This window comes from Martelella alba, assembly GCF_006516955.1.
GTDB classification, from domain to species: domain Bacteria; phylum Pseudomonadota; class Alphaproteobacteria; order Rhizobiales; family Rhizobiaceae; genus Martelella; species Martelella alba.
Map to the genome: position 1 here is coordinate 38,218 of NZ_VHLG01000013.1, position 18,749 is coordinate 56,966.

Genomic DNA, 18,749 nt, shown 5'->3' on the forward strand with positions numbered 1-18,749 from the left:
CCTATTGAACGGTCTTGCTGAGACCAAGGCTGCGTTCGATCAGCACCATGACGAGGATGGTAACGCCCATCAGCAGCACCGAAACGGCACTGACCGTCGGATCGAAGAATTGCTGCACATAGGTGAAGACCTCGATCGGCAGGGTCGAGATACCGGGGCCGGTCAGGAACAGCGCCACGGCCATGTCGTTCAGCGAGGTGATGAAGGCCAGCACCATGCCGGCAATCACGCCGGAGCGGATATTCGGCAGGACGATGGTCCAGAACGCCTTGACCGGATGCATGCCGAGACTGACAGCCGCCTCCTGGATCGAGAAATCAAAGCCTGAGAGAGCGGCGCCGATGACCCGCACCATATAGGGCAGGCACAGGATGGCATGGCCGAGGATCAGTGACGGCAGGATCGGCAGCTGAAACTGAACGATCAGGGTTTTCAGAAGCGAAAAGCCGAAGACGATTTCCGGAATGAAGAAGGGCAGGAAGAAGACCGAGCCATACCAGCCGGGGATCTTCATCTTGTAGCGTGTCAGTGCATAGGCGGCGGCAAGTCCGGTGACCAGTGCGATCGCCGTGCCGCCGAACGCCACTTCCATCGAGATGATGAAAGTATCGAGGAAGCCCGAATGATCGAAGACATTGGCATACCATTTCAGCGTGAAACCCTGCGGCGGAAAGGCGAGATAGGGCGTATTGCTGATCGAGGTGCCGATGACGATGACAATCGGCCCGGCGAGAAACAGGATGACAAGCCAGCCGAACAGGCGGGAGAGCGGATGAATGGAACGTCCGGTCAATGGATAGCCCTCCGTGCCGAAAGCCTGCTGGCAATGGTGCCGAGTACAACAACACAGATGATTGCGGTTGCCATCATAATGGCGGCAATCGTGTTGGCGACACCCCAGTCAAACGAGATCATAGCCTTCTGGTACAGCAGTGTCGCAAGCGTCATCTGCGGTTCACCGCCCAGAAGCGTCGGGGTGACAAAGGTCGCCAGCGAGCCGGTGAAAACCAGGATCGAGCCGACCATCATGCCCGGCACGGCGAGCGGCAGCGTCACCTGGAAGAAGACGGCAACCGGCGAAGCGCCGAGCGAACCGGCGGCCAGATAGAGATCGTCCTCGATATTTTCCAGGACGCCGACCAGCGACAGGATCATCAGCGGCGTGAAGAGATAGGCAAGACCGGCAATCACCGCGCCCTGCGTGAACAGCATTTCCAGCGGCTGATCGATGATGCCGGCTTTGATCAGCAGCGAATTCACCACTCCGTTGCGGCCAAGGATCGCCATGAAGGAAAAGGACCGCACGACAACGCTGGTCAGAAGCGGGAAGACCGACAGGATCAGCAGCACGCGTTTCAGACCAAGCGAGGCATTGGCGATCATATAGGCGCCGCCGAAGCCTAAAATGAGCGATGTGACCGTTGATAGAAAGGCGATGCGGAAGGAGCGGATCATCACCGTGCGATTATAGCTGTCAGCGAAGAAATCGCGGTAATTGGCGAAATAGCCGGCGGGGCTTGCAAAGCTTTCCGCCAGCGTTCCGGCGACAGGCAGCACCAGGATAAACAGAAGCACCGCAGTTGCCGGAAGTACCAGCAACCACGGGCCAAGAGCGCTGATGCGCTGCGCGAAGGAAAGACGGGCCTTCAATGTCGGATCCGTCAGTGACCGAAGACGCCGTTCCAGCGACGCTCCCAGTCATCATTGACCTTCAGAAGCTTGTCATAGGGCGTCGGCTGCATGCTGAGGACGGCCTTTTCGCCATAGACGAGCTTGGATGACTGTTCCGGCGTCAGCTCGACCAGCTTGTTGACCGGGCCGGAGCCACCGCCGAGCTGAACCGATGCATCCTTCTGCGCCTGCTGCGAGATCGAGAAATCGATAAAGGCCAGTGCCAGATCCTTGTGTTTGGCATTTTTCGGGATGTTGTAGGTGTTCATCATCCGGAAATCGCCTTCGGAAAGCTCCGCCCAGCCGATGTTCGGATTGGCCGCCTGGATCGCTGGGAATGCATAATCCTGGGCAAGACCGATATAGGCCTCGCCGGTGGACAGAAGATTGGTAAGTTCCGAACCGGAGGAGAAGGTCTTGACGATGTTCGGCTTCAGCTCGCCCATCTTCTTGAAGGCGGTGTCGGGATCTTCAAAAGCATCGGAACCGGCGCATTTTCCGGCCATCATCACCGTCAGCGGTCCGCCGGTGGTGTTGAATGCCGGCATGGCGATCGCATTGGCGAATTCCGGGCGCCACAGATCGCACCAGGAGGTGATCGGCTTGTCGGTGCGGGTCTTGTCATAGACAATGCCGTAGCGGCCGAATGTATAGGCCGGGCCATAATTGCCCTGCGGATGCTGCGCGGCTTCGTAAAGCTCGTCGAAATTGCTGAGCTTGGACGAATCGATTGTCTCGAACGCGCCCTGATCGATACCGATCTGCGAGAATTTGTCGGTCAGCAGGATGACGTCGACGCCGCCGCGGATGCGGGCCTTGTTGAGACGCTCAGGCGCACCGCCGGTTTCCACCACGATCTTGACGTCATGTGCCTTTTCGAAGGGCTCGAAGATGTAGGGCTGATAGAAATCATTCGAATAGCCCCAGTTGGAAACGACGAAAGTATCCTGGGCTTCGGCCGAAAGTGCCGGCAGGGTGAAAAGCGCGGCAACGGCTGTTGCACGGGCAAGACGGGAGATTTGCGACATGCAGTAAAATCCTTCAAAATCTCGGATCGGAAAACTTTTTTCCATCTAGAGAAATTTTCGAATTCTGTCAAATTTTATGCAGCAAATTTTTTGCACAATCCATAGGCAAAATTTACACCGAAATGATCTGTTTTCAGATCATCACTCCAGATATGATCTGAAAACAGATCTTAATGCGTGTCGAGAGATGTGATACGATATCTATACAGATCATTTCTATCCTATATGAAACCTATAGGTATCACTATGAAATCGGACTCAGATATCCTTGTTGGCATCGGCCAGCGACTGAGACAGGCCAGACTGGCGGCCGGGTTGACCCAGGAAGAACTCGCCACCCGTGCCGGCATTTCCCGGCCGCGCTACCGCGACATCGAAACGGGCATCGCCGCCGCGCGCGCGACGACACTGATCAACCTCGCCCGTGCGCTGGGTCTGGAGGTGATGCTGGTCCCGCAGGCCGTCGTCCCCGCTGTCGAGGCACTGCTCAGCCCTGACGATGATGACGACCGGCCCGCATTTCTAGCCATGCCGGAGGTGGACGACGATGACTGAAACGCGCAAGGCTGCCCGCGATATCAGCGCACTCACTGTCTCGCTTGGCGGATTGACCGTCGGCACGATTGTTCGCACTCCCGGTGATTTCAACGCGTTCAGTTTTGATCCTGACTACCGGGCAACGGGTGGCATCCCCATCCTCAGCCTGTCCTTCCGCGCAGCCGGCGGCGGCCTGCGGCGCGATCCCAAGCCCCTTTCCGGTACACTGCCACCGTTTTTCGCCAATCTTCTGCCGGAAGATCGCCTGCGCGACGCAATGGAGCGCCACCATGCCGGCGCCGTGCGACCCGGCAATGATTTCGATCTTCTGGCGGCCCTTGGCGCAGACCTTCCCGGTGCGGTCCGCGCTCTACCAGCCGATGTCGCGGCGAAGACCGTTGGCGATGCGGCGCTGGCGAGGCCAAAGGCGCGTTTCTCGCTGGCGGGTGTTCAGATGAAGCTTTCGGTGATGAAGAATACCGGTAAGGGTGGCGGCCTGACCGTGCCGCTCGGGGACGATGAGGGCCAGTATATCGCCAAATTCCCCTCCACCGCTTTTCCTGGTGTCTCGGAAAATGAATATGCCAATCTGGCACTGGCGCGTGCGCTCGGCATGGACGTGCCGGATTACCAACTGGTGGAGCAATCGGAATTCGAGGGTATTCCAGAGGATTTCAACACGCTTTCCGATGGCCGGGTGCTGCTGGTCAAGCGCTTCGACCGCGCCGAAGGCAGCCGCATTCATATTGAGGATTTCGCCCAGGTCTTCGGCATCTATCCCGGAAGGAAATATGAGGGAGCTGCCTACCACGACATCGCTGCCGCCTTGAGCATGGCCGTCTCGCCGGATGCAGCCCTTGAATTCGTGCGCCGCCTTGCGCTGATGGCGCTGACCGGCAATGGCGACATGCATCTGAAAAACTGGTCGCTGATCTATCGCGGCGAAGGTATCAGCCCGGCGCTGGCCCCGGTCTATGATGTCCTTTCAACCGTACCCTATCTTCCTGCTGACCGGCTGGCGCTGTCACTCGGCGGGGAGCACAGCTTCAGGGCCCTGACCGCACCGCGCTGGAAAGCCTTCGCCAATCGCGCCCGCCTGCCTGAACCCGCCGTGTTGAGGGCCGTGGCCGAAATCACCGATAAGGTCAACGACCTCTGGTGGAGCCTGCCCGAACGCGGAGTCGTTCCGGAAAGGGTTCTCCGCCGGATCGACACCCACATCGAAACCATGACCCCGATATTGCGAACATGCGCAAGACCGTGACAGCAGGCCGTTTTGCGCACAGCTCCAGTCATCTGGCCTATGCCCGATGTTTCAGCCGGCCTGCTGCGCGCGCGGCGGCGCTTTGGCCCCGGTCATGAAGGCGACAGCATCAGCCATCGTATAATCCTTCGGATCGATCACGCAGAGCCGGCGGCCAAGGCGGTGAACGTGAATACGGTCGGCGACCTCGAAGACATGCGGCATGTTGTGACTGATCAGCACGATTGGTATGCCGCGCGCGCGCACATCCTGAATAAGCTCCAGCACCTTGCGCGATTCCTTGACCCCCAGCGCCGCCGTCGGCTCATCGAGAATGATGACTTTGGAGCCGAAGGCAGCCGCGCGGGCAACCGCGACACCCTGCCGCTGACCGCCGGACAGGGTCTCAACGGCCTGATTGATATCCTGGATCGTCATCAGGCCGAGATCGGAGAGCTTTTCCCGCGCGAACTGTTCCATCGCCTTGTGATCCAGCATGCGCAGCCAACGCCCCAAAGGGCCGGGCTTGCGGCGCTGCCTGCCGATAAACATGTTATCTGTGATAGACAGGGCCGGTGAAAGGGCAAGCGTCTGGTAGACCGTCTCGATGCCCGCCTCACGTGCCTCCAGCGGTGAGGTGAATCTGATCGGTGCGTCTTCCAGATGCATCTCACCGTCATCGATCTGAATTGCACCCGACAGCGCCTTGATCAACGATGATTTTCCCGCGCCATTATCGCCGATCACGGCGAGTATCTCGCCCGGATAAAGGTCGAAATCGGCATGATCGAGGGCGACAACGCGGCCATAGCGCTTGACGATATTACGCGCTGACAAAATGGGTTTTTCGTCCTTGTTCATGCTGCTGCCTTTCTGATCCACTGGTCGATTGCGACCGCGATGATGATGAGCCAGCCGATGGCGAAGACCTGCCAGAGCACATCGACACCGGCAAGGCGAAGTCCCGACTGGAACACACCGACGATCAAGGCGCCAAACAGCGCGCCCATGACAGAACCGCGCCCGCCGAAGAGCGAAATGCCGCCGATGACCACCGCCGTGATCGACTGCAGATTGCCATCATAGAAAGCCTGCGGGCTGATGGAGCCGACACGGCCAATCGAAGACCATGCTGCCAGCGCACAGACAAGACCGGCCAGCATATAGACGGAAATCAGGGTCCGGTTGGTGCGGATACCGGCCAGTTCTGCTGCTTCCTTGTCATCGCCGGTGGCATAGACATGGCGGCCCCAGGCCGTCTTGTTGAGGAGATACCAGAGCGCACCATAGGTCACGACCATGAGGATCGAGCCATAGGTGATCCGCGCATCGCCGATCGTGAGCGCCTCACCGAAAAATTTCAGGATCGGCGCCGCCGCGTCGATATCCTGGCTGCGAATGGACTGGGCGCCTGAAAGCCAGAGATCCAGTGCATAGAAAATATTCCACGTGCCGAGCGTTGTGATGAAGGGCGGCAGCTTGATCCGGGTGATCAGAAAGCCGTTCAGCGCACCGGCCGCCGCACCGCCGATAAACCCGACGAGAATGGCCAGGGGGGCAGGCACGCCGAGATAGACGGCAAGATTGCCCATAATGACGGCCATCAGCACCATGATCGCCGCCACAGAGAGATCGATGCCGGCCGTGATGATCACCAGGCTCTGCGCTGCGGCAAGCATGCCGATGATCGACACCTGCTGCATGATCAGCGTCAGATTGAAGGGCGAGAAGAAGCGCTCCCCGGCGACAAAGCCGAAAGCGATGATGCTGGCCAGCAGCACGATGATCGGCACCAGCGTTGGATTGCTGTGCAAAAGTCGTCGCAACCGGTCCAGCGCAGTGAGGGTTTCCTCATCGAAATGGGCCTGCTCGCGATTGCTGTCGGCAAGGCTTGCCTCGAAATCGCTTCCCAGGGGCTTGGTGTTATCTTCGCTCATGGTCTTTGTCCCGCGGGGGCATGATCCGGGCCGAACCGGCGCGGCGGCGCGACGGCAGGCATGAAGGAAAGCCGGATGCCCGAGGGGCATCCGGCCTCAGCCAGCGGCCTTAGCCCCAGCACTTGTCGAGGCCTTCCTGAACCGAAATTGACGGCACGCCATCGACAGGCGCATCGGTCACCAGATTGACGCCGGTATTGTAGAAATCGAGGCCCGGCGTGGTTTCGGGCCTCGTGCCATCGGCGGCAAAGGCCGCGATGGCCTCGATCCCCTTGGATGCCATCAAAAGCGGATATTGCTGCGACGTCGCACCGATAATCCCTTCCTTGACGTTTTCGACCCCCGGGCAGCCGCCATCAACAGAAGCGATAATGACATCCTTCTCGCGCCCCATGGCCTTCAGCGCCTCATAGGCACCGGCCGCGGCCGGTTCGTTGATCGTATAGACAACATTGATAGTCGGATCGCGCTGAAGCAGGTTTTCCATGGCCTGCCGGCCACCTTCCTCATTGCCATCGGTCACGTCATGACCGGCAATCCGCTTGTCATCCTCATCGCCGATCCTGGTCGGATCCTTGATGTCGATGCCGAAGCCTTTCATGAAGCCCTGATCGCGCAGATAGTCGACCGATACCTGAGAGGGGTTAAGATCAAGAAAGGCGATGCGGGCATCGGCGGCCTTGTCACCGAGCGTAGCATGGGCCCACTGGCCAATCAGTTCGCCGGCCTTGAAATTGTCCGTCGCAAAAGTCGCGTCGGCAACATCGGCAGGTTCAAACGGCGTGTCGAGTGCGATCACTAGAAGCCCCGCATCCTTCGCCTCCTTGATCACCGGTGCCAGCGCGCGACTGTCCGACGGTGTGATCAAAATGCCGTCAGCACCGGCGGCAATGCAGGTTTCCACGGCAGCAATCTGGGTCTCGACATCGCCGTCGATCTTGCCCGCATAGGTGTTCAGGTCAATTCCCATGGCCTTGGCCTGCTGGGTCGCACCTTCCTTCATCTTGACGAAGAAGGGATTTGTATCTGTCTTGGTAATCAGGCATGCGCTGCCCTGGGCAGATGCAGCGCCGGCTGCGCCAAGGGATGCCATCAGGCTGAAGGCAGCCAGTTTCAGAATATTCATAGTCCTCTCCCATATCGGTTTCACCCGCGCGGATCTGAATACGAATTCAAAGGAAAGTCGTGAATGGCCGACAGATCTTGCAGACGGGCCTCCTCGCCACGTCTGATATCTTTCGCCGGACAGTCTCCTCCCTGCCGCGAAGGCTGAAATAAGGCTAGGTTGAAGCAGGAAAACTGTCAATAAAAACTTTTGAATGAAATATTAATTATCACAACACCAGCCGCAAATACTTGTCTGCAGGGCCGGGCAGCTCTATGATGCCGACAATACCAGCCACCTTGCCGTCGCCCTGCACGGCCGGCCCAAAACATTGGAACAAAACGATAATGAACGCCGCCGACAAGGAAGACCGCCTGCTTTCGACCCCGATCAGAGGATCGAACCAGACGACGGTGCGCGGTTTCAACGAGCGCCTGGTCCTGCACCTTATCCGTCAATATGGCGCGCTCACCAAGGCGGAAGCCACGCGCGCAACCGGCCTCTCACCCAATGCGGTGTCGGTGATATTCAACGCGCTGGAAGCCGATGAGCTGCTCTTGCGCCAAGCGCCCATTCGCGGCCGGGTCGGCCAGCCGTCGGTCCCCATGTGTCTCAATCCGGACGCAAGGCATTATGTCGGCCTGAAGGTCGGCCGCCGCAGCTTCGACATGGTGGTCGCCAACTTCACCGGCGTCGCCGTTGCCCGCCGCAGCCGGCGGCACAACTATCCGACGCCGGAGGGGCTGATAGACTTCGTCAAGACCAACCTCACCCCGCTCCTGCGCTCGGCGCACAAGAAGCGCGATGAGATTTTCGGCTTCAGCGTCGCCATGCCGTCGGAAATCTGGCACTGGCGTGATGTGTTTGACGCGCCGCGCGAGGAGATGGGCAACTGGCGCAGCTTCGATATCGTTGCCGCCCTGCAAGGCCTCGTTGCGGGACCGGTGACCTGCGAAAATGATGGCACGGCGGCCTGCCGCTGCGAACTCATATTCGGACCGCAGACCCACAAACAGGATTTCATCTACTTCTTCGCCGGTACTTTCATCGGTGGCGGTATCGTCCTCAATGGCAGCGTCTTTACCGGCCGGAATGGCAATTCCGGCGGCTTCGGTCCGTTGCGCATCCCCGACGAACCGGGTGGCCACCGGCTGATCGATCATGCCTCGCTCGCGGTTCTGGAACGCCAGATCGCTGCCTCCGGCGGCAATCCCGATGCACTTTATGTCGAGGATCCGGACTGGCAGCAATTCGAGCCACTCGTCAGCGATTGGATCGCCCGCGCCGGGCGCAGCCTCGGCCACGCCATTGTCTCAACCCTTGCCGTGATCGATTTCGAAGCGGTGATTATCGACGGCGCCTTTCCCGACGCCATCCGCAACCGCCTTGTCGACGAGGTGATCGAACAGATGGGACGGCTCGACCTGCAGGGCGTTTCCCGGCCGGAAATCGGCGCCGGCCATTTTGGCGCTGTAGCCCGCGCACTCGGCGCCGCAGCCTATTGTATCTCAACCGACTGCATGATCGACCAGAACACGCTTCAGCGTAAGTGAACCGGCAGAGACGGAGAACATATTGCGATCCCGCTGAAGACGATAGCTGAAGCGACGGTGCCAACCGGCGCCCCTTGCCGGTTTAGCCCATTTTCAAAGCCTCCCTGTTCTTTGGAGAACAGGGAGGCTTATCGTGCTGGGCAAGGGCAATGCCGGTACAGATTACCACTGATTATAGGCGAGATACTTTCCGCTCATGGTGACCTGGACGCGATCGCCCTTCGGATTGGGGATACGGTCGATCTTCAGGTCGAAATCGATCGCACTCATGATGCCATCGCCGAATTTCTCGTGGATGAGTTCCTTGATCGTATCGCCATAGACATAGGTGATTTCGAAGAAACGGTAGATCAGCGGATCTTTCGACACGGTTTCGGCGTCCTGACCCTTTTTCGGCGGCAGCTGCAGGGCGATCTCGACATCTTTGGTGCGGTTGCCGAGTTCAAGGAATGCGGCAACCTTGGCGGCAGCCTCAGCCGGAAGCGTGTTCTGGCCAAGGCAGGCCGAGACGACAAAGACTTCCGACATGCCTGCAGCGGCGGAAATCGCCTCCCAGCTGGTCTGCTTGGCGAATTTCGCCGCCATGACCAGTTCGGTCATCTCGATCTTGGACATCAGTTTTGCGGGGGCATCAGTCATTTGGAACTCTCCTGGGTTTGGTCATTTGAAAATCAGGCCGCATCGCTTTTCGGTCTTCCGACCGGTTCTGCGGCAAGGGTTTTGCGCGCCAGCATATGGGCGCGGGGATTGTTGATGGTGTCGACGGCAATCAGCCGGTCATGCCGGAAATAGCGGAGCGTCAGACTGTCCTCTCCGGCTTCACTCTCGGTGCGGTCATAGCCTTCAGACAGACCGGCAATCTGCAGCCGTGCCTTGTACTGATCCGACCAGAACCATGGCACAGGATCATAATTGACCGTTTGCCCCAGCATGGAAAGGGCAGCAGCGCGCGCCTGATCCGAGGCATTCTGAACGCTTTCGAGCCGGATCATCCGGCCATAGCGGGCCGACGGGAAAATCGTACAGTCACCCGCCGCAAAAATATCCGGTGCGCGGGTGCGGCAGGCCTGATCAACAACGATGCCGTTATCGACGGCAAGACCGGCAGCAGCGGCAATATCCGTCAGCGGATTGGCGCCAACGGCCAAAAGCACCAGATCGGCGCTGAGCCTTGCACCGCCTGCAAGCGCGACGGCTTCAGCTCGGCCGTGACCTTCAATCGCCGCGACACCCTGTCCAAGAAGAAGGCGAACGCCATTTTGCCGGTGCAATTCCTGCAAGGCATTGGAAACCGCGGTAGCAACCGAGCGCATCAGGATGCGCGGCGCGCTTTCGATCACGGTGACGGATTTGCCGAAACCGGCAGCAACGGCGGCGAATTCCATGCCGATAAAACCACCGCCGATGATGACGATATTTTCGGCCTTTGCCAGCGCGTCGGCAATCGGGGCAATATCGGCCATGCCGCGCAGCGTGAAGACGCCTTCAAGTTCCAAACCGGGAAGCGCAATGCGGCGCGCCTCCGTTCCCGTTGCCAGAAGCAGTTTGTGATACGCCCGGACACTGCCATCGGCGAATGTGGCGCGATGGTCCGCCGGATCAATTGCCGTGACGGCAAGGGCCGGCAGAAAGGAGATCGCCTCCTTTTCGAAATAATCTTCCGGCTTCAGGAACAGCCGCTCCTCGGCCAGCTCCCCCTTGAGATAGGCTTTCGAAAGCGGCGGTCGCTGATAGGGGCGCAGGCCCTCGGCACCAGCGAGAATGATCTCGCCGTCATAGCCTTCGCGCCGCAGGGTTTCGGCAGCCTTCATACCGGCCTGCCCGGCCCCGACGATGATAATGGGATCCGTCATGGTTTCTTCAAATAATCAGAGGTGAAGAATGGGAGGCGAAGCGGCGAACCGCTCCGCCCGGTCAAGATGAGCCTGTAGCTCAGAAGGGAAGACCTTCCTCGATCGGCAGGGACGGGTCGCGCGACCACTCATTCCAAGAGCCGAAATAGATCTTCACGTCCCTTACGCCTGCTTCCTTCAGCGCCAGGAAGGTGTTGGAAGCACGCGCGCCCTTGAAGCAGTAGAGATAGACCGGCGTTTCCGCCGTGATCCCGACCGTCGCGCATTCGGCGAGGATCTCGTCCTTCGATTTCATCATCGGGCCTTCAGGCGTCGGCTTCATCATCCGGTACCATTCGATCCATTTGGCGCCGGGAATGCGACCTTTGCGCGGGCAGAAATCCTTGCCATAGGGCGAGGAGCTTGCCGCAATCCATTCGTCGATATCGCGCACATCAAGCTTGGCAATGCCGTCATCGCCGAGCGAGGCCTTCATCGCATCGACATCCAGCATCAGGCCATAGCCATCTTCGGACGCAGGAAAGGTCTTCGGCGTGGGCGCAGATGCCTCAGCTGTGACCGGCAGACCGTCCGCCGCCCAGGCAGCAAAACCGCCATGCAGAACCTTGACTTTGGGATAGCCGAGGAATTTCAAAAGAAAATAGCCGCGGCAGGACTGACCGAAGCCGCTGTTCATCGACTGCTCGTAAATCACGGCCGTTTCGGCCCCCGAAAGCCCAGCAGCACCGAATTCCTCGGCGAACTTGCCGGCGAGCGCTTTCATGCCATCCGGCGTTGAAGTCGCCAGATAGGTGAAGATGTCGTTCATGTTGACCGCACCTGGAATATGGCCCTCGCCATAGGCATCCGGGGCACGGGTATCAATGATCACACAGGGCTCGGACATCATCAGCGTGTCGAGCTCTGCAGGGGAAATCAGCGTATTCTCACTCATGTCGTTCTCCTCTGGCCGGTTCGGCCTTATTTGTCATTGATGGTGGAAGAACGCCCGGCTTCAGGCGGCCTTCAGGTCTGCGAGCATTTTGCGAAGCTGTTTGGTGGCGGGCGTGACAATTGCCACGAAATAGGCCTCGCGCAGACGCCGCTGGGCGGCGCCGTTCTTGACATAGCCGCGTGCGCCACAATGCAGCATGGCATTATGGGCGGCCGCCACGGCGGCATCTCCGGCCTGGAGACGAGCCTCCAGGACACGGATGAAATAGTCTGTCGACGTGTCGAATGGCGTTTCGCAAAGCGCGCTGACTTCCGCTTCGAGGGCGGCTAGCTGTTGGCGAAAATCCTCAGGCTGATCCGGCAGGTGGCAATTGACGTGGGAAAGCGTCTGCCCGGCCTGTTCCATCAGATCGATGCAGGAGCGGATCATGCCGAAGGCCATTCCGGCCTGCAGCAGGATGAAACCGGCGCGGATGCGCTGGATATAGGGGCCGAGCGGATCGGCGATCACTCTTGCGGCCGGAATGAAGGCCTTGCGCAATTGCAGCCCGAAGGTGCGCGTACCGTCCAGGGCCGTAAATTCCGTCCCCTCGACCAGCTTGATTCTTTCATCGGCGCAATCGGCAACCGCCATGACCAGACGGCCATCCTCTTCCGGCAATTCGAAGATCATGCCGAAGAAATGATCGTCCCCGAGATTGGAGACCCATGGCAGGCGTCCCGTCACCTCGAAACCGCCTTCGACGCGCTTGCCGGCAAGCTTGATCTTCTCAATGCCGAAAATCGCCTTCATCGGATTGGAAAGCCCCGTACCGCCGAGGATCTGGCCCGAAGCAACCTTTTCGCCCAGCTCGGCCTTGAGCGCAGCATTGTCGCTATTGGCAATGTACCAGCCAAGCGCGTCCTGGCACCACATGCAAAAGGCGGTCGACAGGCAATATTCACCGATGGCACTCATGGCGCCGATCGAGGTCTTCAGATCGAAAGCCGCGTCCGGCGCGAGTGGCGCATGCGCCCGGAAGGCACCGGCAGCCCCCAGCGCGCGCATTACGGCTTCAGGATAGACACCCTCGGCATCGATGCTGTGCACCAGTGGCTGAAGCTCAACACGGCCAATTTCGGCCGCGCGGGCGATGATTGCCTCGGCATCTTCCACCGGCGCGATGGCGGTGCGCTCGCCTCCGGCAATCGCGGTTTGCATATTCATCCGTCTTTCTCCTTGTGAACAGACGAACCCGCCCGGCTTCGACCGGGCGGGAAGCCGCCTCAGACCGAGGTCGCGATCATGTTGACGGGGCGTTTGAAGGTATTGAAAACCGGTGACCAGGCGCAGACATGGGCGATCAGCTCATCAATGACGTCCTGCGGTGCATCGGCGTCCATGTGGACCTTGATGCGCACATCGGTGAAGCCGACCGGCTTTTCCGAGACATCACCCGTACCCCAGACAGCGGTGATGTTGAGATCACCCTCCAGTTCCAGTTCCAGCGAATTGATGGTGATCCCGCGATGGATAGCATTGGCGTGCAGCCCGACGGCGACGCAGGAGCCGAGCGCTGCAAGCGAGGCTTCCGACGGGTTCGGCGCAGTGTCATCGCCCAGAAGGCCCGGCGGTTCGTCGACGATATAGGGTTCCAGATTGCGAATATAATTGGCGTGGCGGAACCGGCCTTCGGCGACGGTCTTGCACTTGAGCGTCTTGACGGCCTTGGGGTTTTCCTTGCCCTTGGCGATCAGATCGTCAAGGCCATCCTTGCTGATGGGGGCGAGGCAGCCGGTGAGTGCGGTTGCGGGTTGGTCAGTCATTGATAGTCTCCTTGTTGATGGTGTAACGCATTTTTTCACGCAGCATCATGCGTCCCTTTGCCAGCTCAACTTTTGGATGATCTGCTGGCAGATGAAATCGAGCGAGAAGCCGATAGCGCCGATGATGATCACGGTGGCGGCGAGGCGGTCATATTCGAGCGTGTCGCGGGCATCGTTGATCGAATAGCCAAGGCCCGATGTGACCCCGAGATATTCGGCCGGCACCAGAACGATCCAGGCGACGCCAAGCGACAGCCGGATCCCTGTCAGGATGTCCTGGGCGATGGCGGGCAGGATGATGGTGAAAAGCATGTGCCATGGCCGGGCACCCAGATTGCGGGCGACACGGAACCAGGCGGGATCGACGCGGCGCAGGCCGGCCGCCGTTGCAAACAGCACGGGCCATACCGCGGCAATGGCAATGAGGAAAACGATGGCGCCGTCCCACGAGGAAAAGGACATGACGGCAATCGGCATCCACGACAATGGCGAGATCATCCTGAGAAACTGAAACGGGATATTGGTGATCTCACGCAGAACCGAGACCCGGCCGATCAGAATGCCGGCCGGCACGCCGATGGCGATCGCAATGGCAAGCCCGCTCAACACCCGGTGCAGGCTCGGCCAGGTCATAGACCAGGCTTCTCCGCTTTGCAGCATTTCCCCGAGCCTGGAGAGCGCCGGGCCCGGTGCGAAATCGGAAAAGGCCATCAGATCCGGGTTGGTTTCGACGAGATAGCCGCCCAGCCACCAGCAGGCAAAAAGCAGCGCCATGCCGATGACGGCATAGGCGAGGCTGGCCGCCATCTTTCGCCGCGCTTCCCGTGCCAGACCGGCGGCATGGGGGTCGTCGGTCTGGCCGTCAGCCTGGTCAAGGACAAGATCGCTCATTGGATCGCCAAAACCTCTTCGCGCTCGAACGGGCTGTCCGGATTGACACTTCGATCCTTCATCCAGCCGGGATACCGGGCAAGTGCGGCTTTCACATAGTCGTAATTGACGAGGTCTTTGGCGACGAAATCGGGGTCGAGGCCATTGAGAAAGGTCGTGTCGCCCGAAACCAGCGTCGTGTTCATCGCGTCAACGATCATGCGTGTGGCTGACGGATAGGGCCAGGGGTTGAAATCAATGCGGCCATTGCCCCAGTCGGGATGGCGGATCGCGCCGCTTTCCTCATAGTCCGGCGTGTCGTAGAGCGTCATGGCCCGTTCAACGACGGCCGAAGGCACCGGCAGATAGCCCATGCCATCCTTGGACAGCATGTCGGCGACCTCTTTCTTGTTCTCGGAAGCGTAGACCGAAGCGCGCACCAGCGCATTCATCACCTTCTGCGTCCATTCCGGTTTTGCCGAAACGGTGTTCTCATTCATGCAGATCACGCAGCAGGGATGGTTCTTCCACATATCACCGGTAAAACGCAGCATGCGCGCGCCTGCCTTCAGCTCACCCAGCGCGTTGAAAGGTTCGGCAACGATATAGGCGTCGATCTTCCTGGCCGCGAGCGCCGGCGGCATTTCCGGCGGCCCCATGACCAGCAGATTGACCTCATTCGGTTGAAGCGCTTCGCCTTCCCCCTTGATAACCGGGACGAGACCGGCGCTTTTCAGCGCCATTTGCAGCACGATATTATGCATCGAATACCAGTAGGGAACGGCAATCGTCATTCCGCCGAGATCGGCAAAGCCATGCGCGTCCGTGTGCCGTCCAACGACCAGCCCCGAACCGTTGGTATGCGCCCAGGCCATGATCTTGACCGGGAAATCATTGTTGTAGCGCATCCAGACCGGGATCGGCTTCAGCATGTGCACAAGGTTGAACTTGTTGGAGGCAAAGCCCTCGACAAGCGGCGACCAGCCGCGCATCAGCGTCGGCTTTTCCGCTTCTAGCCCCTCATCGGCGAAATAGCCAAGCCCGTGAGCCACCAGCAGCGGCGTTGCATCGGTGATCGGCAGATAGCCGATCCGCACCACCTCATCATCGCTGGTTGCCGCACGGGCCGGATTGGCAAGACCCGCCGTCAGCGAGCCAAGCAGGGCGGCAAGACCGCCGGCGGCCAGCAGGTCGAGGGTCTGGCGGCGCGTCACGCCAGTGCAGGAAAAGCCTTTGCCATCCTGCCGGGCGGCGGCCTGTATGTCGTCGGCGAAATGCGCAGGATCATTGCAAAATTGGCACATAGCTGTTCCTCTGTTTTGTCTGATTGGCTGAAATCTTATTGCACCCTGGCCGGGAGGGCCTTGCCGTCGCCGTCATCATTTTCCGATGTAGCAGGGAGGCTGACAGCATCCGGATCGGCGACGCTTAAGCCTCCCGCAGCACGGCCATAGGCGGCGTTGAGACGGCTGCGCAGACGGGAAAATTCCGCCGACCGCAGATCGCTCCGGTCTTCTAGATCGATATCGACCACCTCGCTCAACCGTCCTGGATTGGCCGACAGAACGACTGCCCGGTCAGCCATGATGGCGGCTTCCGTCAGATCATGGGTGACCAGAACCAGGGTGATGCCCATTTCCTTGGCGATCCGGCGAACATCGCGCTGCAATGACGCACGGGTAAAGGCATCAAGCGCCGAGAAGGGCTCGTCCAGAAGCAGAATATCGGGATGCGGCGCCAGCGAGCGGGCCAGTGCCACGCGCTGCTGTTGCCCGCCGGAAAGATCCTGAACGTTGCGACTTCCGAAATCATTCAGTTCAACGAGCTTCAGAAGTTCCGGCACGCGCGTGTCGATCTCACGTCTGCGCCCGGTGAAGCGCAGCCCCAGTGCAACATTCTCAGCCACCGTCATCCACGGATAGAGCGAGGGCTGCTGAAACATGACGACCCATTTCGGCGACGGATCTTTCACCTCAAGCCCGTCAATATGAACAGAACCACTGCTTGCCCGCATCATGCCTGACATGATGTGCAGCAGGGTGGACTTGCCACAGCCCGACCGCCCCACCAGCGCCACCGCTTCAGAAGCTTCGATTCGCAGCGAGACATCACTGACCGCCAGACCCCTGGACCGACGATAGCGGTGAGAAATATTGTCGAGAGCGATATGCGCACCCTTCATCAGCAAGGCTCCAAAAAGAAACAAACCGTTCTGTACACCTCTATGCAGAATGCGTGCCAAATCCAGAATTCCTGACAGTTTTCAAGCCGAAGCGATTGATGGCTCTCGTCAGGATTTTCTGCATACCCCACAAAAATTATCGACTATTCAATGGGATAACCAGAAGATGATTGACATCTCTGCGTTGGCTATCGCGAACCGACTGGCGGAAAGGCTCCAGGTGCTTGGCTTCACAATCGATGACAATGCGCGCACCGCTGCGCGCTGCTACCGCTCAAAAACAAGGCAGAAATGGCAGGCAGACTGACGCAAAAATAAACCGGCAGACTCCGGGTACACCGCAAGCCCGATGCGCGGGCAGGCGGCTCTGCCGCTCGAGGCGGTGGCGGGCAGAAACCAACATAGGCAATGCATCGCTATGCGAAAACCGCCGGATTCCTTGATAGTTCAAGCCAGACCGTTGAAATCGTCACGTCCTCGCGATAGAGAAAACAGATCGGTTTGTAGCCTCTGGAGCATTTCATGACGACAAACTCACCGCATAAACAGGACTTCGATGCCTCTGCCAGCGCCCGTGAACGGCTGCTTCTGGCCGCTTCCGACCTCTTCTGTCGTCATGGCATTAACGCAACCGGTGTTGATGCGATTGTCGCAGCGGCGGGGACCGCCAAGACCACGCTCTACAAGGCCTATGGCTCGAAAGAGGGCCTGGTGGAAGCCGTTCTGGAACATGAGGGCTCGGCCTGGCGCGCCTGGTTTTCCGCCGAGGTGGACGCTTTTGACGGCACGCCGGCGCAAAAACTGGTCAACAGTTTCAATGTATTGAAGAAATGGTTCGCCGAGGAGAATTTCTACGGTTGCCCCTTCATCAATGCCGTTGGCGAGCACGACAAGACCGATGACCGGATGCGCATCATCGCGCTGCGTCACAAGAAAATCGTGCTGGAAAAGATCAGCGAGTTGACGCGCCAGATCAGCCCGGACGATCCGGAAGCCCTGACGCATCAGATTGCACTTCTGATTGACGGCGCCATCGTCTCGGCTCTGATAACCCGTGATCCGAACTGTGCCGACCACGCCAAGGCGACCGTCAAACATATTCTCGCCGCCTGAGGGAGATCATCCGGGGTCAGCACCCGCAAAATTATCAGCCATCGCCGCGCAAATCAGCCGGATTTTCAGCCTTCGTTTACCATATGGCTTTAGCAGGCCACTCCCCGGCACTTTTGCCGGCAACGATGATGAAATCTAGACTGACATGCAAACCCAGACTGCCGCATCCCTTCACTTCCAGCGTAAAATCACCGAATTCTGCAATCTCCGCATCGCACCGCTCGTGCCAAACCAGACCCTGGACAATATCAGACCCTATCTCACCCACCTGATCACCTGCCGAAAGCGTCCGCCGAAGAAGCGCAACGGCATTGACTGGCAAACCATCAGCGACAGCTGCTGCCTTGACGGCGAGATGACCGACGCGCTGAAACGAAATCTCCAGTCGGGCCTCGAAGCCATTGGCCGCTGGGTCGAAAGCGAGGAGGCCAGATCGATCGCCCGTGCCGCCCCGGCAGGGCGCCAGACGGCGACCCTGGTCCGCAAGCGCCCGGCAAACGCTGTAAAGGGCGGCCGCACAGCGACCGTGCGCTAGCTGCAGCTGCAGCTAAATTACCGCAGGGCCGCAAGGCCTTCAGCAACGCGATCATCGGATGGCTAATCCGAGCCGTCCGATGGCCTGGTGTCTACACCACCCCGTGGCTCTCCGTACGGAATATGTTTGCCTCAGCGCCCGATCATAACTTCAGATTATCGAAAATCTCTGAATTTGCGATTGGAGATTATCGAGGCATTTCCCTATCATGCTCATGCAAGAAGAAATGCGAAAAAACAGACAAGCCTCACATGAAGAACTGGCCTTGTGATACAGTCTTACCGCATTCGAACCCAAGCATTGCAAGAGCATCACGCATCTTCAACGTCGCCTGATGCTTCATTTAGCTGAATGCACGATCACATCGGGTCGATGCATCATTT

The 18,749-nt window shown here is 59.1% G+C and carries 20 protein-coding genes; 6 read left to right on the plus strand and 14 right to left on the minus strand.

What is annotated here, in order from left to right:
* Position 1 precedes the first annotated feature (1 nt).
* The 3 genes from FJU08_RS17790 to FJU08_RS17800 are packed head-to-tail and all read right to left on the minus strand — an operon-like array spanning position 2 to position 2,699.
* A complete protein-coding gene (locus FJU08_RS17790; protein ID WP_141150392.1) occupies positions 2-793 on the minus strand; it encodes an ABC transporter permease in 792 nt (263 codons plus the stop codon).
* Positions 790-1,650, minus strand: a complete 861-nt coding sequence (locus FJU08_RS17795; RefSeq protein ID WP_235890792.1) for an ABC transporter permease — start codon at positions 1,648-1,650, stop codon at positions 790-792. Before FJU08_RS17795 ends, FJU08_RS17790 begins: the two co-directional genes overlap by 4 nt.
* A gap of 11 nt (positions 1,651-1,661) precedes the next feature.
* Positions 1,662-2,699: an ABC transporter substrate-binding protein gene (locus FJU08_RS17800; RefSeq protein WP_141150393.1), complete on the minus strand. Its 1,038-nt coding sequence runs from the start codon at positions 2,697-2,699 to the stop codon at positions 1,662-1,664.
* A gap of 246 nt (positions 2,700-2,945) precedes the next feature.
* Here FJU08_RS17800 and FJU08_RS17805 point away from each other — a divergent pair, with 246 nt between their 5' ends.
* Both FJU08_RS17805 and FJU08_RS17810 read left to right on the plus strand, forming a co-directional pair.
* Complete coding sequence (locus FJU08_RS17805; protein WP_141150394.1) at positions 2,946-3,254, plus strand: helix-turn-helix domain-containing protein; 309 nt, start codon at positions 2,946-2,948, stop codon at positions 3,252-3,254.
* On the plus strand, positions 3,247-4,500 hold the full coding sequence (locus FJU08_RS17810) for a type II toxin-antitoxin system HipA family toxin (protein ID WP_141150395.1): 1,254 nt from the start codon (positions 3,247-3,249) through the stop codon (positions 4,498-4,500). Before FJU08_RS17805 ends, FJU08_RS17810 begins: the two co-directional genes overlap by 8 nt.
* Positions 4,501-4,551: 51 nt before the next feature.
* Here FJU08_RS17810 and FJU08_RS17815 read toward each other — a convergent pair whose 3' ends face one another.
* The 3 genes from FJU08_RS17815 to FJU08_RS17825 all read right to left on the minus strand — a co-directional run bounded on the left by FJU08_RS17815 (position 4,552) and on the right by FJU08_RS17825 (position 7,542).
* Positions 4,552-5,340 (minus strand): ATP-binding cassette domain-containing protein, encoded by a 789-nt coding sequence (locus FJU08_RS17815; protein ID WP_141150396.1) that lies wholly within the window; start codon positions 5,338-5,340, stop codon positions 4,552-4,554.
* Complete coding sequence (locus FJU08_RS17820) at positions 5,337-6,416, minus strand: ABC transporter permease (RefSeq protein WP_141150397.1); 1,080 nt, start codon at positions 6,414-6,416, stop codon at positions 5,337-5,339. Before FJU08_RS17820 ends, FJU08_RS17815 begins: the two co-directional genes overlap by 4 nt.
* Positions 6,417-6,525: 109 nt before the next feature.
* Positions 6,526-7,542, minus strand: a complete 1,017-nt coding sequence (locus FJU08_RS17825; RefSeq protein ID WP_141150398.1) for a sugar ABC transporter substrate-binding protein — start codon at positions 7,540-7,542, stop codon at positions 6,526-6,528.
* 326 nt (positions 7,543-7,868) lie between these two features.
* Between FJU08_RS17825 and FJU08_RS17830 the strand changes: the two genes are divergently transcribed.
* Positions 7,869-9,074, plus strand: a complete 1,206-nt coding sequence (locus FJU08_RS17830) for an ROK family transcriptional regulator (protein ID WP_181409907.1) — start codon at positions 7,869-7,871, stop codon at positions 9,072-9,074.
* 162 nt (positions 9,075-9,236) lie between these two features.
* Here FJU08_RS17830 and cynS read toward each other — a convergent pair whose 3' ends face one another.
* From cynS to FJU08_RS17870, 8 genes are all read right to left on the minus strand, one after another.
* Positions 9,237-9,713: a cyanase gene (cynS, locus tag FJU08_RS17835; RefSeq protein ID WP_210245270.1), complete on the minus strand. Its 477-nt coding sequence runs from the start codon at positions 9,711-9,713 to the stop codon at positions 9,237-9,239.
* Between the two features lie 32 nt (positions 9,714-9,745).
* Positions 9,746-10,927 (minus strand): NAD(P)/FAD-dependent oxidoreductase, encoded by a 1,182-nt coding sequence (locus FJU08_RS17840; protein WP_141150400.1) that lies wholly within the window; start codon positions 10,925-10,927, stop codon positions 9,746-9,748.
* A gap of 79 nt (positions 10,928-11,006) precedes the next feature.
* Positions 11,007-11,861 carry a sulfurtransferase gene (locus FJU08_RS17845; RefSeq protein ID WP_141150401.1) on the minus strand — a complete coding sequence of 285 codons (855 nt, stop codon included), beginning with the start codon at positions 11,859-11,861 and terminating at the stop codon, positions 11,007-11,009.
* Between the two features lie 60 nt (positions 11,862-11,921).
* On the minus strand, positions 11,922-13,061 hold the full coding sequence (locus tag FJU08_RS17850) for an acyl-CoA dehydrogenase family protein (RefSeq protein ID WP_407943724.1): 1,140 nt from the start codon (positions 13,059-13,061) through the stop codon (positions 11,922-11,924).
* A gap of 65 nt (positions 13,062-13,126) precedes the next feature.
* Complete coding sequence (locus FJU08_RS17855) at positions 13,127-13,666, minus strand: OsmC family protein (RefSeq protein ID WP_141150403.1); 540 nt, start codon at positions 13,664-13,666, stop codon at positions 13,127-13,129.
* A gap of 45 nt (positions 13,667-13,711) precedes the next feature.
* Positions 13,712-14,557 (minus strand): ABC transporter permease, encoded by an 846-nt coding sequence (locus FJU08_RS17860; protein ID WP_210245271.1) that lies wholly within the window; start codon positions 14,555-14,557, stop codon positions 13,712-13,714.
* On the minus strand, positions 14,554-15,840 hold the full coding sequence (locus FJU08_RS17865; RefSeq protein WP_141150404.1) for an ABC transporter substrate-binding protein: 1,287 nt from the start codon (positions 15,838-15,840) through the stop codon (positions 14,554-14,556). Before FJU08_RS17865 ends, FJU08_RS17860 begins: the two co-directional genes overlap by 4 nt.
* 35 nt (positions 15,841-15,875) lie before the next feature.
* Positions 15,876-16,718 carry an ABC transporter ATP-binding protein gene (locus FJU08_RS17870; RefSeq protein WP_141150405.1) on the minus strand — a complete coding sequence of 281 codons (843 nt, stop codon included), beginning with the start codon at positions 16,716-16,718 and terminating at the stop codon, positions 15,876-15,878.
* A 49-nt stretch (positions 16,719-16,767) separates the two neighbouring features.
* On the opposite strand from FJU08_RS17870, the gene FJU08_RS17875 reads away from it, so the two are divergent.
* The 3 genes from FJU08_RS17875 (at position 16,768) to FJU08_RS17885 (ending at position 18,366) form a co-directional block, all read left to right on the plus strand.
* Positions 16,768-17,025, plus strand: a complete 258-nt coding sequence (locus FJU08_RS17875; protein WP_141150406.1) for a hypothetical protein — start codon at positions 16,768-16,770, stop codon at positions 17,023-17,025.
* A gap of 215 nt (positions 17,026-17,240) precedes the next feature.
* Entirely contained in the window at positions 17,241-17,831 is a 591-nt protein-coding gene (locus FJU08_RS17880; RefSeq protein ID WP_141150407.1) for a TetR/AcrR family transcriptional regulator, read from the plus strand.
* A 145-nt stretch (positions 17,832-17,976) separates the two neighbouring features.
* Positions 17,977-18,366 (plus strand): hypothetical protein, encoded by a 390-nt coding sequence (locus tag FJU08_RS17885; RefSeq protein ID WP_141150408.1) that lies wholly within the window; start codon positions 17,977-17,979, stop codon positions 18,364-18,366.
* Positions 18,367-18,749 lie beyond the last annotated feature (383 nt).

What these genes read in the sequence shown, in the direction of transcription:
- FJU08_RS17850 (WP_407943724.1), bottom strand. Translation starts at nt 13,061, where the DNA reads ATGCAAACCGCGATTGCCGGAGGCGAGCGCACCGCCATCGCGCCGGTG.
- FJU08_RS17860 (WP_210245271.1), bottom strand. Translation starts at nt 14,557, where the DNA reads ATGAGCGATCTTGTCCTTGACCAGGCTGACGGCCAGACCGACGACCCC.
- FJU08_RS17855 (WP_141150403.1), bottom strand. Translation starts at nt 13,666, where the DNA reads ATGACTGACCAACCCGCAACCGCACTCACCGGCTGCCTCGCCCCCATC.
- FJU08_RS17845 (WP_141150401.1), bottom strand. Translation starts at nt 11,861, where the DNA reads ATGAGTGAGAATACGCTGATTTCCCCTGCAGAGCTCGACACGCTGATG.
- FJU08_RS17810 (WP_141150395.1), top strand. Translation starts at nt 3,247, where the DNA reads ATGACTGAAACGCGCAAGGCTGCCCGCGATATCAGCGCACTCACTGTC.
- FJU08_RS17820 (WP_141150397.1), bottom strand. Translation starts at nt 6,416, where the DNA reads ATGAGCGAAGATAACACCAAGCCCCTGGGAAGCGATTTCGAGGCAAGC.
- cynS (WP_210245270.1), bottom strand. Translation starts at nt 9,713, where the DNA reads ATGACTGATGCCCCCGCAAAACTGATGTCCAAGATCGAGATGACCGAA.
- FJU08_RS17815 (WP_141150396.1), bottom strand. Translation starts at nt 5,340, where the DNA reads ATGAACAAGGACGAAAAACCCATTTTGTCAGCGCGTAATATCGTCAAG.
- FJU08_RS17875 (WP_141150406.1), top strand. Translation starts at nt 16,768, where the DNA reads ATGCGTGCCAAATCCAGAATTCCTGACAGTTTTCAAGCCGAAGCGATT.
- FJU08_RS17885 (WP_141150408.1), top strand. Translation starts at nt 17,977, where the DNA reads ATGCAAACCCAGACTGCCGCATCCCTTCACTTCCAGCGTAAAATCACC.
- FJU08_RS17805 (WP_141150394.1), top strand. Translation starts at nt 2,946, where the DNA reads ATGAAATCGGACTCAGATATCCTTGTTGGCATCGGCCAGCGACTGAGA.
- FJU08_RS17830 (WP_181409907.1), top strand. Translation starts at nt 7,869, where the DNA reads ATGAACGCCGCCGACAAGGAAGACCGCCTGCTTTCGACCCCGATCAGA.
- FJU08_RS17825 (WP_141150398.1), bottom strand. Translation starts at nt 7,542, where the DNA reads ATGAATATTCTGAAACTGGCTGCCTTCAGCCTGATGGCATCCCTTGGC.
- FJU08_RS17865 (WP_141150404.1), bottom strand. Translation starts at nt 15,840, where the DNA reads ATGTGCCAATTTTGCAATGATCCTGCGCATTTCGCCGACGACATACAG.
- FJU08_RS17880 (WP_141150407.1), top strand. Translation starts at nt 17,241, where the DNA reads ATGACGACAAACTCACCGCATAAACAGGACTTCGATGCCTCTGCCAGC.
- FJU08_RS17840 (WP_141150400.1), bottom strand. Translation starts at nt 10,927, where the DNA reads ATGACGGATCCCATTATCATCGTCGGGGCCGGGCAGGCCGGTATGAAG.
- FJU08_RS17870 (WP_141150405.1), bottom strand. Translation starts at nt 16,718, where the DNA reads ATGAAGGGTGCGCATATCGCTCTCGACAATATTTCTCACCGCTATCGT.
- FJU08_RS17800 (WP_141150393.1), bottom strand. Translation starts at nt 2,699, where the DNA reads ATGTCGCAAATCTCCCGTCTTGCCCGTGCAACAGCCGTTGCCGCGCTT.